This is a genomic window from Streptomyces sp. NPDC054932 (genome assembly GCF_053610205.1).
Map to the genome: position 1 here is coordinate 43,658 of NZ_JBSGXU010000007.1, position 15,810 is coordinate 59,467.

At 71.3% G+C, this 15,810-nt stretch carries 12 protein-coding genes; 6 read left to right on the forward strand and 6 right to left on the reverse strand.

Annotated features, from left to right (window positions below; all coding sequences use genetic code 11):
* Window positions 1-90 precede the first annotated feature (90 nt).
* Window positions 91-969: a carbohydrate kinase family protein gene (locus ACWGE1_RS03490; RefSeq protein ID WP_453418926.1), complete on the forward strand. Its 879-nt coding sequence runs from the start codon at window positions 91-93 to the stop codon at window positions 967-969.
* A 4-nt stretch (window positions 970-973) separates the two neighbouring features.
* Here ACWGE1_RS03490 and ACWGE1_RS03495 read toward each other — a convergent pair whose 3' ends face one another.
* Window positions 974-1,639, reverse strand: coding sequence for a helix-turn-helix domain-containing protein (locus ACWGE1_RS03495; protein ID WP_453418886.1), 666 nt, complete (start codon window positions 1,637-1,639; stop codon window positions 974-976).
* Window positions 1,640-1,705: 66 nt separating this feature from the next.
* Here ACWGE1_RS03495 and ACWGE1_RS03500 point away from each other — a divergent pair, with 66 nt between their 5' ends.
* Window positions 1,706-2,356 carry an NAD(P)-dependent oxidoreductase gene (locus ACWGE1_RS03500; RefSeq protein ID WP_453418887.1) on the forward strand — a complete coding sequence of 217 codons (651 nt, stop codon included), beginning with the start codon at window positions 1,706-1,708 and terminating at the stop codon, window positions 2,354-2,356.
* A gap of 109 nt (window positions 2,357-2,465) precedes the next feature.
* Here the strand turns inward: ACWGE1_RS03500 and uvrA are convergent, their stop codons facing one another.
* Window positions 2,466-5,444: an excinuclease ABC subunit UvrA gene (uvrA, locus tag ACWGE1_RS03505; RefSeq protein WP_453418888.1), complete on the reverse strand. Its 2,979-nt coding sequence runs from the start codon at window positions 5,442-5,444 to the stop codon at window positions 2,466-2,468.
* Window positions 5,445-5,631: 187 nt separating this feature from the next.
* Here uvrA and ACWGE1_RS03510 point away from each other — a divergent pair, with 187 nt between their 5' ends.
* From ACWGE1_RS03510 to ACWGE1_RS03520, 3 genes are all read left to right on the forward strand, one after another.
* A complete protein-coding gene (locus ACWGE1_RS03510) occupies window positions 5,632-6,321 on the forward strand; it encodes a maleylpyruvate isomerase family mycothiol-dependent enzyme (RefSeq protein WP_453418889.1) in 690 nt (229 codons plus the stop codon).
* 9 nt (window positions 6,322-6,330) lie between these two features.
* On the forward strand, window positions 6,331-6,987 hold the full coding sequence (locus tag ACWGE1_RS03515) for an MBL fold metallo-hydrolase (RefSeq protein ID WP_453418890.1): 657 nt from the start codon (window positions 6,331-6,333) through the stop codon (window positions 6,985-6,987).
* 209 nt (window positions 6,988-7,196) lie between these two features.
* Complete coding sequence (locus ACWGE1_RS03520; RefSeq protein ID WP_453418927.1) at window positions 7,197-8,513, forward strand: MFS transporter; 1,317 nt, start codon at window positions 7,197-7,199, stop codon at window positions 8,511-8,513.
* Window positions 8,514-8,577: 64 nt separating this feature from the next.
* Here ACWGE1_RS03520 and ACWGE1_RS03525 read toward each other — a convergent pair whose 3' ends face one another.
* The 4 genes from ACWGE1_RS03525 to uvrB all read right to left on the reverse strand — a co-directional run bounded on the left by ACWGE1_RS03525 (window position 8,578) and on the right by uvrB (window position 14,631).
* On the reverse strand, window positions 8,578-9,561 hold the full coding sequence (locus tag ACWGE1_RS03525; RefSeq protein ID WP_453418891.1) for a TerC family protein: 984 nt from the start codon (window positions 9,559-9,561) through the stop codon (window positions 8,578-8,580).
* A gap of 239 nt (window positions 9,562-9,800) precedes the next feature.
* On the reverse strand, window positions 9,801-11,756 hold the full coding sequence (locus ACWGE1_RS03530) for a TerD family protein (protein ID WP_453418892.1): 1,956 nt from the start codon (window positions 11,754-11,756) through the stop codon (window positions 9,801-9,803).
* Between the two features lie 43 nt (window positions 11,757-11,799).
* Window positions 11,800-12,378 carry a TerD family protein gene (locus ACWGE1_RS03535; protein WP_030762430.1) on the reverse strand — a complete coding sequence of 193 codons (579 nt, stop codon included), beginning with the start codon at window positions 12,376-12,378 and terminating at the stop codon, window positions 11,800-11,802.
* A gap of 87 nt (window positions 12,379-12,465) precedes the next feature.
* On the reverse strand, window positions 12,466-14,631 hold the full coding sequence (uvrB, locus tag ACWGE1_RS03540; RefSeq protein ID WP_453418893.1) for an excinuclease ABC subunit UvrB: 2,166 nt from the start codon (window positions 14,629-14,631) through the stop codon (window positions 12,466-12,468).
* A 234-nt stretch (window positions 14,632-14,865) separates the two neighbouring features.
* Here uvrB and ACWGE1_RS03545 point away from each other — a divergent pair, with 234 nt between their 5' ends.
* Complete coding sequence (locus ACWGE1_RS03545; RefSeq protein ID WP_453418894.1) at window positions 14,866-15,786, forward strand: glycerophosphodiester phosphodiesterase; 921 nt, start codon at window positions 14,866-14,868, stop codon at window positions 15,784-15,786.
* The last annotated feature ends 24 nt before the right edge of the window (window positions 15,787-15,810 follow it).

Sequence of the window (15,810 nt, forward strand, 5' to 3'; positions counted from 1 at the left end):
GGCCGGGTGCACGGGTGGTGCGGGCCGGAACCCGGCCGGGGCACCGGCCCACCCGACGATACCTCCGTGGCATGGGGTAGCTTCCCCCGCGTGATCGTCGTCGGCGGAGAAGCCCTCATCGACCTGGTGCCCGTGGCACGGCCGCCCGGCGCACTGCTGCCCCGGCCGGGCGGCGGACCGTACAACACCGCGCTCGCGCTCGGGCGGCTCGGCGCCGGGGTGGCCTTCTGTTCCCGGGTCTCCTCGGACGGCTTCGGCGAGAGCCTGCTGGCGGGGCTGCGGGCCGCCGGGGTGGACCTGTCGCTGGTCCAGCGCGGAGTGGAGCCGACGACGCTCGCCGTGCCCTCGCTGGCCCCGGACGGCTCGGCCTCGTACGGCTTCTACGTCGAGGGCACGGCGGACCGGCTGTTCACGCTGCCGGCCGCCCTCCCCGACGGGGTACGGGCCCTCGCGCTCGGCACCTGCTCGCTGGTCCTGGAACCGGGTGCGAGCGCGTACGAGGCCCTGCTGCGCCGGGAGTCCCGGCGCGGGCTGCTGACCCTGCTGGACCCCAACATCCGGCCGGCCCTGATCGCGGACCCGGCGGCGTACCGCGCGCGCTTCCTGGAGCGGCTGCTGCCGTGCACGAGCGTCCTCAAGCTGTCGGAGGAGGACGCGGCCTGGCTCGGCGGCCGCGTCTCCGACTGGCTGGCGGCCGGGCCTTCGGCGGTGGTGCTGACCCGGGGCGCGGCGGGCCTGACGGTCTGGACGCGGGAGGGTGCGGAGTACTCGGCGGCGGCCCGCCCGGTGGCGGTGGTGGACACGATCGGCGCGGGCGACACCGTCAACGCCGCCCTGCTGCACCGGCTCACCGCCGGCGCGCCGGGCCGTCCGGTGGACTGGCCGGAGGTCCTGGCCCACGCCGCCCACGCGGCGGCCCTGACCTGCACCCGGGCGGGCGCCGAGCCGCCGTACGCCGCGGAGCTCTGACGGGTCAGCGCAGCGCGGCCCAGACGGTACGGGCCACGGCCGGGGCGAACTCCTCGACGGGCTGGACCACGTGGGCCCCGGAGAAGTGCAGGAAGAAGGCTCGCTGGAAGCAGGCGCCGAGCAGCAGGGCCGCGGCGGCCCGCGGATCGGCGTCGGGCCGCAGCCGGCCGGCGTCGAGCTCGCGCTGCAACCGTCCGGCCAGCGCTTCGAGGACCAGGTGCGGGCCGGCGCCGACCTTCTGGACGCCCTCGCGGTGGCGGGTGAGCAGAGCGGGCTCGGCGAAGAGCGAGGCGGCCATGGGCATGGCGTCGGCGTAGAAGTACGAGGCGTGCCGGGCGATGGCGGTGAGCCCTTCTTCGACCCCCTCCTCGACCCCTTCCTCCGCCCCTTCCACGGTCCCTTCGCCGGCTCCCTGCCCGCCCCGCGTCCCTCCCGGCTCGGCCCGCAGGGCGGCCATGAGCGGGCCCGCGTTGGGAGTGCGCTCCATCAGCACGCGGACGAACAGTTCCTCCTTGTTCGCGAAGTACTTGTAGAGCGCGGCCTCCGAGCAGCCGGCCTCTCGGGCGATGGCCTTGGTGGTGGCCCTGGCCAGGCCGATGGTGCGCATCAGCTTCTCGGCGGCGTCGAGCAGCCGCTCGGGCGTGGGGCGGCTTGACTTTGAGGTGAGCATTCACTCACCCTAGCGGAAGCATGGGTGAGTAAGCACTCACCCACCTCTTGTCGCGGGGGTACGACGATGAAGATCACGGTGTTCGGAGCCACGGGCGGCGTCGGCCGCGAGGTCGTCCGGCAGGCACTCGACGCGGGACACGAGGTGACCGCGGTCGTACGGGACCCGGCGCGGCTGCAGGTGGCCGCCCACGAGCGGCTGCGCGTGGCCACCGTGGTCGACGTGACCGACCCGGAGGCGGTGCTGTCCGTGGTGAGCGGGCGGGACGCGGTGGTCTCCGCGCTGGGTGCGGCCAACAACAAGCAGGCCAGGGCGACTCCCATCGCGGGCCCGGCCCTGAGCGCGATCACCTCGGCCATGGAACGTGCCGGGGTGAGCCGGCTGTCGGCCGTCAGCGCCGCACCGGTCGGCCCGCTGCCGGAGGGCGAGGGGATGTTCACCCGCGCCGTGGTCTACCCGCTGCTGCGCACCCTGCTCCGGGACCTCTACGCGGACCTCGCGGTCATGGAGGCGGCGATGGGCGCGAGCGGCACCCGATGGACGGTCGTCCGTCCGCCGATGCTGCAGAACAGGCCGCGCACCGGCACCTACCGCCGCGCGATCGGCGCCAACGTCCGCGGCGGCCGGGTCATCCCCCGGGCGGACGTGGCGGACGCCCTCCTGACCACCCTGACGGACCCGGCCTGCGCCGGCCGCGCGGTCGGCATCGCCTCCTGAGGGCTGTTCCGCATACGCAGGGAGGCCCGGCCGTGGGCCGGGCCTCCTGCAGTACTCGTAGGCGCACCCGTCCCCGCGCTTGCACGCGGCGCGGGGCGGGTCGCGCCTGCTACGCCTTGCGCGCCCGGGCCGTCGTCTTCTTGGCCGGAGCCGCCTTCTTCACCGCAGCGGCCTTGGTGGCCGCCGCCTTCTTCGCCGGGGCCTTCTTCACCGCCGGCCGCGCGACGGGCGCCCCGTCCGACACCCGGTCCGCGCCCAGGATGTCCCGCAGGAACTTGCCCGTGTGGCTCGCGCCCACCGAGGCCACCGCCTCCGGCGTGCCCTCGGCCACGACCAGGCCGCCGCCGTAGCCGCCCTCCGGGCCCATGTCGATGACCCAGTCCGCGGTCTTGATGACGTCCAGGTTGTGCTCGATGACGATCACCGAGTTGCCCTTGTCCACCAGCCCCGACAGCACCTTGATCAGCTTCGAGATGTCCTCGAAGTGCAGACCGGTGGTCGGCTCGTCCAGGACGTAGACCGTCCGGCCCGTGGACCGCTTCTGGAGCTCGGAGGCCAGCTTCACGCGCTGCGCCTCGCCACCCGACAGGGTGGGCGCGGACTGGCCGAGGCGGACGTAGCCCAGCCCGACCTCGTTGAGCGTCTTGAGGTGACGCGCGATCGTCGGCACCGCCTCGAAGAAGCCCAGCGCCTCCTCGATCGGCATGTTCAGGACTTCCGCGATGGACTTGCCCTTGTAGTGGACCTCCAGCGTCTCCCGGTTGTACCGGTCGCCGTGGCACACCTCGCACGGGACGTAGACGTCCGGCAGGAAGTTCATCTCGATCTTGATCGTGCCGTCGCCGGAGCAGTTCTCGCACCGGCCGCCCTTCACGTTGAAGGAGAAGCGGCCCGGCAGGTAGCCGCGCACCTTCGCCTCCATCGTCTCCGCGAAGAGCTTGCGCACGTGGTCGAAGACGCCGGTGTACGTGGCCGGGTTGGACCGCGGGGTCCGGCCGATCGGCGACTGGTCGACGTGGACCACCTTGTCGACGAGGTCGTCCCCCTCCACCCGCGTGTGCCGCCCGGGCACCGAGCGGGCGCCGTTCAGCTCGCGCGCCAGGTGCGTGTAGAGGATGTCGTTGACCAGCGTCGACTTGCCCGATCCCGACACACCGGTCACGGCCGTGAGCACGCCCAGCGGGAAGGACACGTCGATGTCCCGCAGGTTGTTCTCCTTGGCGCCGTGGACGGTCAGCCTGCGCTCGCCGTTCACGGGCCGGCGCACGTCCGGGATCTCGATGGACTTCTTGCCGGAGAGGTACTGACCGGTCATCGACTCGGTGTTCTTCAGCAGGTCCTTCAGCGAACCGCTGTGCACCACCTTGCCGCCGTGCTCGCCCGCGCCCGGACCGATGTCCACGACCCAGTCGGCCACCTTGATGGTGTCCTCGTCGTGCTCGACCACGATGAGCGTGTTGCCCATGTCCCGCAGCCGCACCAGGGTCTCGATCAGCCGGTGGTTGTCCCGCTGGTGCAGGCCGATGGAGGGCTCGTCCAGCACGTAGAGCACGCCGACCAGGCCGGAGCCGATCTGGGTGGCCAGCCGGATGCGCTGGGCCTCGCCGCCCGACAGGGTGCCGGCGGCCCGGTTGAGGGAGAGGTAGTCGAGACCGACGTCCACCAGGAAGCGGAGCCGCTCGTTGACCTCCTTGAGGACCCGCTCGGCGATCTTCTTGTCGCGGGCGTCGAGGCGCATCCGGCCCAGGAAGTCCGCGCACTCGCTGATCGACATGGCGGCGACCTCGGCGATGGACTTCTCCATCACCGTCACGGCGAGCACGATCGGCTTGAGGCGGGTGCCCTCACAGGTCGGGCAGGGCACTTCGCGCATGTAGCCCTCGAAGCGCTCGCGGCTGGCGTCGCTCTCCGACTCCGCGTGCCGCCGCTTGACGAACGGCACGGCGCCCTCGAAGGCCGTCGTGTACGCGCGCTCCCGGCCGTACCGGTTGCGGTAGCGGACCTCGATCTGCGTCTTGTGCCCGTACAGCAGGGCCTTCTTCGCACGCACCGGCAGCCCGGCCCAGGCGATGTCGGTACGGAAGCCGAGCTCCCCGGCGAGCGCGCCGATCAGACGCTGGAAGTAGTCCTTGGTGTGGCCGAGCGACCACGGCGAGACCGCGCCCTCGTCCAGGGACTTGTCCTCGTCCGGAACGATGAGCTCCGGGTCCACCTCCATGCGCGTACCGATGCCCGTGCACTCGGGGCAGGCGCCGAAGGGCGAGTTGAAGGAGAAGGAGCGCGGCTCCAGCTCCTCGAAGGACAGGTCGTCATAGGGGCAGTAGAGGTGCTCGGAGTACATCCGCTCACGCTCGGGGTCGTCCTCGGCGAGGTCGACGAAGTCCAGGATCACCATGCCGCCGGAGAGACCGAGCGCGGTCTCCACGGAGTCCGTGAGCCGGCGCTTGGCGCTCTCCTTGACGGTGAGGCGGTCGATGACCACCTCGATGGTGTGCTTCTCCTGCTTCTTCAGCGTGGGCGGCTCGGAGAGCTGGATGGTCTCCCCGTCCACCCGCGCCCGGCTGTAGCCCTTGGTCTGGAGATCGGAGAAGAGGTCGACGAACTCGCCCTTGCGCTCGCGCACCAGCGGCGAGAGCACCTGGAAGCGGCTGCCCTCGGGGAGCGCGAGCACCTTGTCGACGATCGCCTGCGGCGACTGGCGCGAGATGGGGCGCCGGCACTCGGGGCAGTGCGGCTTGCCGATGCGGGCGAAGAGGAGGCGGAGGTAGTCGTAGACCTCGGTGATGGTGCCCACGGTCGAGCGCGGGTTGCGCGAGGTCGACTTCTGGTCGATCGAGACGGCCGGGGAGAGACCCTCGATGAAGTCGACGTCGGGCTTGTCCATCTGCCCGAGGAACTGGCGGGCGTACGACGAGAGCGACTCGACGTAGCGGCGCTGACCCTCGGCGAAGATCGTGTCGAAGGCCAGGGAGGACTTGCCCGACCCGGAGAGTCCGGTGAAGACGATGAGTGAGTCGCGGGGCAGGTCGAGCGAGACGTTCTTCAGGTTGTGCTCGCGAGCGCCACGAACGATGAGACGGTCGGTCACGCCGGTCCGCACCTTTCTTGAGAGAGCGGGGGCACGGGCCCCCGTCCCAGGGTATGGGGGGCGCCTCTGCGATGGACTGGGTCCTTGGACTTCCGAGCGTATAGCACGCACATTCGATTTACGGCACTCCGCAGACTGCTTCACCCAATCGTGTGGCCGTGCACCCCGAGCCACTAGGCTCGCCGCCATGACTGATCATGTGCACGACCTGCGATCTGTACGTGAAGCCACGGACCGGCTGCTGACCGCTGTCGAGAAGCTGGACAACGCAGCCCTCGCCGAGGAGTCACACCTCCCGGGCTGGACCCGTGGCCACATCCTGGCCCACCTCGCACGCAACGCCGACGCGCTCGTCAACGTCCTCGAGGGACGCCCGATGTACGAGAGCGCCACCGCCCGCGACACGGACATCGAGCGCGACGCCGGCCGACCCCTGGAAGAACACCTGGCGGACCTCCGTGATTCCGCGGCCCGCTTCATCGCCACCACGGAGCCCGCCCAGGACTGGGGCCGCACGGTCGAGCTGCGCAACGGTGTCACGGACCTCGCGGCCAACGTGCCCTTCCGCCGCTGGGTCGAGGTCGATCTGCACCACGCCGACCTGAACATCGGCTACGAGCTCTCCGACCTCCCGGAGGAGTTCACCGACCGCGAGATCGTCTTCCTCGCCGACCGCTGGTCCGGCCGCCCCGAGGTGCCGCCGACGGCCCTGGTCGCGACCGACGGGCGGCGCTGGCGCACCGGCTCCGCCGGGGATCCCGCCGTGACCGTGACCGGCACCGCCGCCGGACTCCTGGCCTGGCTGGCCGGCCGCGGCGACAAGGGCGCCTCCCTGACCGCGTCGGGCGGCCCTCTGCCCGAGCTCCCCCCGCTCTAGGATCAAGGTATGACGTACACCGGAGAGGTCAAGGTCGGCGGTCCGGCCGACGTGCACGAACTCGCGGACCTGATGATTTCCAAGGTCGCGGTGGGCTCGATGAACAACAACGCCTACCTGCTGCGCTGCCGCGCCACCGACGAGCAGCTGCTCATCGACGCGGCCGCCGAGGCGGGCACCCTGCTCAGCCTGATCGGCGACGACGGCATCACGTCCGTGGTCACCACCCACCGGCACGGCGACCACTGGGGCGCCCTCGCCGAGGTCGTCGGGGCGACCGGCGCGCGCACCTACGCGGGCGCCCAGGACGCCGAGGGCATCCCGGTGGCGACCGACGTGCCCGTCGCCGACGGGGACACCATCACGGTCGGACGGGTCACCCTGACCGCCCGCCACCTGGTCGGCCACACCCCGGGCTCGATCGCCCTGATCTACGACGACCCGCACGGGCACCCGCACGTCTTCACCGGGGACTGCCTCTTCCCCGGCGGCGTCGGCAACACCCAGGGCGACCCGAAGGCCTTCGCCAGCCTCATCGACGACGTCCAGCACAAGCTCTTCGAGCAGCTGCCGGACGAGACCTGGGTCTACCCCGGCCACGGCAACGACACCACCCTCGGCGCCGAGCGTCCGCACCTCGCCGAATGGCGCGAGCGCGGCTGGTAGCACCGCAACGCGTCAACTTCGCGACGCGACGCACTCCTTCCGGTCGTTGACGACCGGACTCACGCCCCGAGGGGCGGGGAACGGGTATGTGGTGCGGCATGCCACAGGACCCTTGCCCGCCCCTCGCCTCCTCCTCCGCCCCCGGGGACACCCCCGCCCCGTCCCCCTCGGCCGGGCCCGCCGAAAGCGGCGGCTCCGCCGGGCCCGGCATGCTGCGCCTGGCCACGGCCTCGCTCGCCGGGACCGCCATCGAGTTCTACGACTTCTTCGTGTACGGGACGGCCGCCGCCCTGGTGCTCGGCCCGCTCTTCTTCCCGTCCTTCTCACCGCTCGCCGGAACCCTCGCCGCCTTCGGCACCTTCGGCGTCGGCTTCCTCGCCCGCCCGCTCGGCTCGGCGGTCTTCGGCCACATCGGCGACCGCTACGGCCGCCGGCCGGTCCTGCTCGCCTCCCTCCTGCTCACCGGACTCGCCACGGTCGCCGTCGGCTGCGTGCCCACGTACGGCTCGATCGGCATGGCCGCTCCCGCACTCCTGCTCCTGCTGCGCTTCCTGCAGGGCCTCGGGCTGGGCGGTGAGTGGGGCGGCGCCGTGCTGCTGACCGCCGAGCACGCCCCGGAGCGGCGGCGCGGACTGTGGTCGAGCTTCCCGCAGATGGGCCCGGCGGTGGGCTTCCTGCTCGCCAACGGCATGGTGCTGGGGCTGTCCGCGTCACTGACCGACGCCCAGTTCACCTCCTGGGGGTGGCGGGTGCCGTTCTGGGCGGCCGGGGTCCTGGCGCTGGCCGGGCTGTGGCTGCGCCGCTCCGTGGAGGAGACCCCGCAGTTCCGGGCGCTCGCCGAGACGGACCGGCGGGCCGAGGCCCCGCTGGCGGAGGTGTTCCGGGGCCACTGGCGGCTGCTCCTGCTGACCGGCGGCGCGCTCGCCGTGGGGTACGCCGTCTTCTACGCGGTCACCACCTGGTCCCTCGCGTACGCCACCGAGCACCTCGCGGTGAGCCGCACGGCGATGCTGGCCTGCATCATGGTCGCGGTGGCGATCAAGGGTCTGGTGACCCCGCTGATCGCGGTGCTCGGCGACCGCTACGGGCGGCGGCCGCTGTGCCTGATCGGGTGCGCGATCTGCGCCGTGTGGATGTTCCCGCTGGTCGCGCTGTTGCGGACGGCCGATCCGCTGCTGATGACGGTCGGCTTCGTCGGGGCGCTGCTGGGCATGGTGACGATGTTCTCGGTGGTGGCCGCCTACCTGCCGGAGCTGTACGCGCCGCGGATCCGCTGCACGGGCGCGGCCGTCGGCTACAACCTGGGCGGTGTGCTGGGCGGCGCGCTGACCCCGATCGTGGCGACGGCGCTGGCGGACGGTTCCGGTCCGCCGTGGGGCGTCGCCCTGTACCTGACCGGGATCGCCCTGGTCAGTCTGGTCTGCTTCGCCCTGCTGCCGGAGACCGGTCCGGCGGTCGTGTCGAGGCGGGCGGCCGCGGGCCGGACAGCGGAAACGGGGGCGGCCGAAGCGGCCGCCCCCGCATAGTTCCGCAGGTCCGTGGATCCGTGGATCACTTGATCTGTTGATCCGTGCGGATCCGTGGATCCGGTTACGCGTCGACGTTCTCCGGGCGGGCGGCGGCCTCGGCCGCCGCCTGCTTCCTGGAGGCCATCAGGCTGGTGATCGTGGTGATGACCAGGACACCGCAGATGACGCCCAGGGAGACCGGGATCGAGATCACCGGGACGTGCAGCCCCGACTCGTGCAGGGCGTGCAGCACCAGCTTGACGCCGATGAAACCGAGGATGATCGACAGGCCGTAGCTGAGGTGGACCAGCTTCTTCAGCAGGCCGCCGATGAGGAAGTACAGCTGGCGCAGACCCATCAGCGCGAAGGCGTTGGCCGTGAAGACGATGTACGGGTCCTGGGTGAGGCCGAAGATCGCGGGGATCGAGTCCAGGGCGAACAGCACGTCGGTGGTGCCGATGGCGAGCATGACGATCATCAGTGGCGTCAGTACGCGCTTGCCGTTGTTGACGATGAAGAGCTTGGTGCCGTGGTACTGGTCGGCGACGCCGAACTTCTTCTCGACGGACTTGAGGAGACGGTTCTCCTCGAACTCCTCGTCGTCCTCGTCCTTGCGGGCCTCCTGGATCAGCTTCCACGCGGTGTAGATCAGGAACGCGCCGAAGATGTAGAAGACCCAGGAGAAGCTGGCGATGATCGCGGCGCCGGCGGCGATGAAGACCGCGCGCAGGACCAGGGCGATCAGCACGCCGATGAGCAGCACGCGCTGCTGGAGGTGGGACGGCACCGCGAACTTCGCCATGATCAGGACGAAGACGAAGAGGTTGTCGACACTCAGCGACTTCTCGGTGATGAAGCCGGCGAAGAACTCCTGGGACGCCTGGGGGTTCCCGAAGTACCACAGGCCGAGGCCGAAGAGTGCGGCGAGGACGATCCAGACGACCGTCCAGGTGCCGGCTTCCTTGATCGAAACGTCGTGCGGCTTGCGGCCGATGAAGAAATCGGCACCGATGAGGAGGGACAGACCAAGAATGGTCGCGGCCCACAGGGCCCAGGAAACTTCCATGGTGAAACACGCCTCCGGCGGATGGCTCAGGACTTCGTCAGCGTCATCGCTGCCGGAGGTCTCTTCCACCCGGGCGGCCTGGAGGCCGTGGGCCGACGCCCCGGGACCGGCTTCGATCACTCAACCGAAGCGGTCCGTATTGACGGGTACGCCGTAGCAGGAAAGCAGGAATACTCCCCTCCGCACGGACGAGCTTACCCGCCGAGGGCGGTAAAGGTAAAGGGAACACCAAAGGATGGTCACGGACGGGTAGTGCGCCGGGCCTCCGCCACCCGGTCCAGTGCCTGGTCGAGGACCCGGCTGCCCTGCGGGGGCAGGTCCGGTTCGAAGGTCCACGCGTGGTGGACCCAGGGGTCGGCGAGATGGTTGTCGGGCACCGGCGACAGCCGCATCAGGGACCGCCACAGCGGGTCGAGCAGCGGCCCGTAGGCCGATGCCTCGTCGCGGTCCGCGACCATCAGCAGGTGCACGCCGACCGCCGAGCCCTCGTCGGCGAGGTAGCGCAGCTGGGTGACGGCGCGGTCGTCGAAGCCGTGCGGGAAGTCGTGCACGATCAGCAGCTGGTCGGCCGTGTCCACGTCCGGGGGCAGGTCCTCGGGAGCACCGGCCCGCAGCGCCATCTGTACGAGGTCCACCCGCCGGGTCAGGCGCGCCAGGGTCTGGGTGACCCCGGCCGCCCCGGCGGCGGGCGGCCCGGCCAGCACCCCGGCGCGCACGAGCGGCGCCAGGGAGGCGGATCCGGCCCCGGCCGCGTCGATGACGTGGACGGAGAACCGGTCGGCGGGGTGGACGGCGAGCAGCCGGACCGCCAGGGCGACGGCCATGTCCATGGCGGCCCGGCGCAACCGGTCGGTGTCCATGGTCATCGCGGCCTCGGAGCCGGTGCGGCCGTTGTCGATCCAGAGCCCGCGCTCCAGCGGGACCCGCATCAGCATCGGGATGCGCAGATCGGGCCGCTCGTGCAGGTGCAGGTCCCCCAGGCGCAGGGCCAGCGGGCTCTCCTCGGGCGTGCGGTGGCCGTGCCAGACGGGGTTGTCCCAGCGGGCGTACGCGGCCGGCAGCGCGGGCTCGACGACCTCCGACTCGGCGATCAGCTGGGCCAGGTCCCGGTCGAGGACGGCCTGAGCCTGGGCGACGAGCTCCTCGCGGCGGGCCCGCGCGGTGTCGCGGGCGGCGTTCCCGGTGCCGCCGAGGCGGTGGCGCGGGTCGGACAGGGCCTCGTCGAGCTCCCGGTCCATCCGGTTGTCGGCGAACTCTACGGCGCTGCGGTAGGCGGCGACCGTGCGGGCCAGGTCCTCGAACATCCCCCAGACCTGGTTGTAGAGCCGCTCCTCCATGGACCAGCCGCTGGCGTCCCCGGCGACCGGGCGCGGGGGCTGCCCGGGCTCCTGCGGGGCGGCGGGCCGCGGTGCGGGCTCGGGCGGCTCGGTGCTGGTGCGGCGGCGCCGCGGGTGGGCGTAGCTGATGGTGGGCGGGGAGCCCGCCGCGTCGCCGCCGGGCGCCGCTCCCGGCGTACCGGCGTAGGGGTGTCCGGAGACCGGGACCGGGTCCGGCGGCTCGGGCGCGGGGGCCTGGGCCGGGGTCTGCGGGGCGCGCAGGTCGCCGACGCGGGTCGGCATGGCCGCGAGGGTGGCGTCGGCCTGCGCGGTACGGGCGGCCGTGCCCAGCGCGGCGGCGGCCAGCTCCGCGGCCGCCGGTGCGGGCAGACCGCCGTCGGCGAGCAGGGCACCAAGGCCGTCGGCGTAGCCCTGGCCCACGGCGCGGACCTTCCAGGCACCCTGGCGCCGGTACAGCTCCAGGGCGACCACGGCCGTCTCGGCATCGAGTCCCGTCACGGTGTACCCGGCGAGCTCGGCTCCCTCGGGGTCGGCCACGGCCACGTAGGAGGCCGGCACCGCGCCGAAGCGCACCGGGCCTCCGGGCGGCAGGACGAGCAGCACGCCGAGCCGGTGGACGTCCTCCGCGACCTCGTCGAGGTCGACGGCGAAGGTGTGCCGCTCGGCGAGCTCCCCGGACGCCTGCACGCCGGGGAGGGACCTGGCGCCCGGGTGGGCCAGTATCCCGTTGCCGGAGAGCCGGCCCTGTTCGTCGGCGAGCGAGGCCAGGGCGAGCACGGGTGTGCCCGCCGAGACCCTGATCTCCACCCGGCTCTGGGACACGGGGTGGTTCTGCCCCCGGACCAGTTCGGCCGTCATCGTGCAGCCCCTCCCCCGTGCCTTCTTCTCTTGTCCGGTACTGCTACAGGTGCGGCAGGATCGCCGGCATGAGGTCCTGGAAGGTGCGGCCGTTGGCCGGGTTCCCGAGGGCCGTCATCTGCCAGCCGGCGCCCGCGCGGGACACCTTGGCCATGATCTGGGCGGTGTACTGACCGCCGCCGTCGAGGGTGTAGCGGGCCAGCTCCTGGCCGTTGGTCTCGTCGACGATGCGGCAGAACGCGTTCTGCACTTCCTGGAACGTCTGGCCGGTGAAGGAGTTCACCGTGAAGACGATCTGGTCGATGTGCACCGGCACGCGCTGGAGGTCGACGAGGATCGCCTCGTCGTCCCCGCCCTGGCCGACGCCGCCGACGAGGTTGTCACCGGTGTGGCGCACCGAGCCGTCGTCGCTCTGCAGGTGGCGGAAGAAGACCACGTCCACGGGCTGCTTGTCGGCGAAGAGCACCGCCGAGGCGTCGAGGTCGATCTCCCGGGTCCGCGAGCCGAACAGCCCGCGGCGCTTCGCCGCCTGCCAGCCGAGGCCCATGCGGACCGCGGTCAGCGTGCCTCCGTCCGCCTTCTGCAGACTGATGGCCTGACCCTTGGTCATGTTGACCGTCACGTACTGTCCCCTCTCCCTGGCCCGCCCCATGACGAGCGTGCAGCGTGTACCTGCGGCTGAGACCCAACCCTACTGACAGGCCTCCTGTCAGGCGAGGCCCGCTTCCTTCATCTGCCGCAACTCCTTCTTCAGCTCGCCCACCTCGTCCCGGATCCGGGCCGCGACCTCGAACTGGAGCTCGGCGGCCGCTCCGCGCATGCGCTCGGTCATCTGCTCGATGAGCGCGGCCAGTTCCGCGGCGGGCCGGTCGGTGAGCACCTCGGCGCCCGCGGCACCCTTGCCCCCACTCGTCACCTTCGCACCCTTTGTGCCCGCCTTGGTCGCGGCCGCCCGCCCGCCGAGCGCCGGCACCGGGGCCTTGGCCCCCTTGCCGTCCTTCGCCTGGCGGTAGCCGGTACCGAGGAGCTCCTCGGTGTCGAGCTCCTCACGGGCGATGGTGGCGACGATGTCGTTGATCTTCTTGCGGAGCGGCTGCGGGTCGATCCCGTGGGCCGTGTTGTAGGCGACCTGCTTCTCGCGGCGCCGGTTGGTCTCGTCGATCGCCTGCGCCATCGCCGGGGTGATGCTGTCCGCGTACATGTGGACCTGGCCGGACACGTTGCGCGCCGCGCGGCCGATGGTCTGGATCAGCGAGGTGCCGGAGCGCAGGAAGCCCTGCTTGTCCGCGTCGAGGATCGCCACCAGGGACACCTCGGGCAGGTCGAGGCCCTCGCGGAGCAGGTTGATGCCGACCAGGACGTCGTACTCGCCGGCCCGCAGCTCGCGCAGCAGCTCGATGCGGCGCAGGGTGTCCACGTCGCTGTGCAGGTACCGCACCTGGATGCCGAGCTCCAGGAAGTAGTCGGTGAGGTCCTCCGCCATCTTCTTGGTGAGGGTGGTCACCAGGACGCGCTCGTCCTTCTCGACGCGCTGGCGGATCTCGTGCACCAGGTCGTCGATCTGCCCCTCGGTGGGCTTGACCACGACCTCCGGGTCGATGAGGCCGGTGGGCCGGATGATCTGTTCGACGAAGCCGTCGCCGCGCGAGAGCTCGTACTTCCCGGGGGTCGCCGACAAGTAGACGGTCTGGCCGATGCGCTCCTGGAACTCCTCCCACTTCAGCGGCCGGTTGTCCAGGGCGGACGGCAGCCGGAACCCGTGGTCGACGAGGGTCCGCTTGCGGGAGGCGTCGCCCTCGTACATGGCGCCGATCTGCGGCACGGTGACGTGCGACTCGTCGATGACCAGGAGGAAGTCCTCCGGGAAGTAGTCGATGAGGGTGTTCGGCGCGGAGCCGCGCTCGCGGTCGTCCATGTGCAGCGAGTAGTTCTCGATGCCGGAGCAGGAGCCGATCTGGCGCATCATCTCCAGGTCGTAGGTGGTGCGCATGCGCAGCCGCTGGGCCTCCAGCATCTTGCCCTGCTTCTCCAGCTCGGCGAGGCGCTCGGCCAGCTCCGCCTCGATGCCGCGGACCGCCTTCTCCATGCGCTCGGGGCCGGCGACGTAGTGGCTGGCGGGGAAGACGTACAGCTCGCGGTCCTCGCTGATGACCTCGCCGGTCAGCGGGTGCAGCGTGGAGAGGGCCTCGATCTCGTCGCCGAACATTTCGATGCGGACGGCCAGTTCCTCGTAGACCGGGAAGATCTCGATCGTGTCGCCCCGCACCCGGAAGGTGCCGCGGGTGAAGGCCACGTCGTTGCGCGTGTACTGGATGTCCACGAAGCGGCGCAGCAGCTGGTCCCGGTCGATCTCCTCGCCGACCTTGAGGGCGACCATCCGGTCGACGTACTCCTGCGGGGTGCCGAGGCCGTAGATGCAGGACACGGAGGCGACGACGATCACATCCCGCCGGGTCAGCAGCGAGTTGGTCGCGGAGTGGCGCAGCCGCTCCACCTCCTCGTTGATCGAGGAGTCCTTCTCGATGTACGTGTCCGACTGCGGTACGTATGCCTCGGGCTGGTAGTAGTCGTAGTACGAGACGAAGTACTCGACGGCGTTGTTCGGCAGGAGCTCGCGGAACTCGTTCGCCAGCTGGGCGGCGAGCGTCTTGTTCGGCGCCATGACCAGGGTGGGGCGCTGGAGCTTCTCGATCATCCAGGCGGTCGTCGCGGACTTGCCGGTGCCGGTCGCACCCAGCAGGACGACGTCCTTCTCACCTGCACGGATGCGCTTCTCCAGGTCGGCGATGGCCGCCGGCTGGTCGCCGCTGGGCTGGTAGGGGCTGACGACCTCGAAAGGCGCCACCGTGCGTTCGATCTTCGATACGGGCCGCATGGGTCAACCGTACGACCCCCCACTGACACTCACGCATCCCCGCGGGTCGGCGGCGCGCTCCGGCCGGCTCCGGCCGCCCGGGCGTTTGTCATTCGTTCTGGTCCGTTTGTCGTAGTTCGGTGGCGGCTCAGTGATCTTCAACCCCATGATCGCGGTGAAGTGCATCGCCACAACGTCTGCCGCTCCGCACCCGTCTGACGCAGGAACAGGGCTCACGACCCGAGGAGAACGCACATGTACGTCCGACCCGCCGCCGCGGCCGCCGCCGCATTCCTGGGCTTCACCCTCACCCTGCTGGGCGGGACGGCCTCGTACGCCGCCACCGCCGCCGGCCCAGGATCCGCCGCCGGCCCCGGCGCCGGCCGGGCAGCCCTGGGGAGCCCTGTCGTGTACGCCCACCGGGGGGCTTCGGCCTACGCCCCGGAGAACACGCTCGACGCGATCGACCTGGCGATGCAGATGGGCTTCGACTGGGTCGAGAACGACGTGCAGCGCACCAAGGACGGCGTGCTGGTGGTGATCCACGACGACACCCTGGCCCGGACCACCGACGTCGAGCAGCGGTTCCCGAACCGGTCGCCCTGGAAGGTGCAGGACTTCACGGCGGCCGAGATCGCCCGGCTGGACGCGGGCAGCTGGTTCGGCGAGGAGTACGCGGGCGCCCGCGTGCCGACCCTGGTGCAGTACCTCAACCGGGTACAGCGCAACCAGCAGAAACTGCTGCTGGAGATCAAGAAGCCGGAGCTGTACCCGGGGATCGAGGAGCAGACCCTGAAGGTGCTGGGCGACACCGGCTGGCTCGACGAGCGCCACGTGAAGCAGCGCCTGGTGGTGCAGAGCTTCAGCGCCGACTGCGTCCGCATCGTGCACGGGCTGCGCCCCGACCTGGTGACGGCCTTCCTGGGCACCCCCACCGTGGCCGACCTGCCGCGGTACGCGGAGTTCACCGACCGCATCAACCCGTGGCACACCACCATCTCGGCCGACTGGGTCTCGGCCGTGCACGGCCTGCTCGGAGCCCACGGCAGGGCCATGGAGGTGGACACCTGGATCGTGGACGACGCGGCGACCGCCCGGAAGGTGCAGGCCATGGGGGTGGACGGGATCATCACCAACGCCCCGGACGTGGTCCAGGACGCGGTCGGCGGATTCTGACCCGGGCCGGGGACCGGCGCGGTC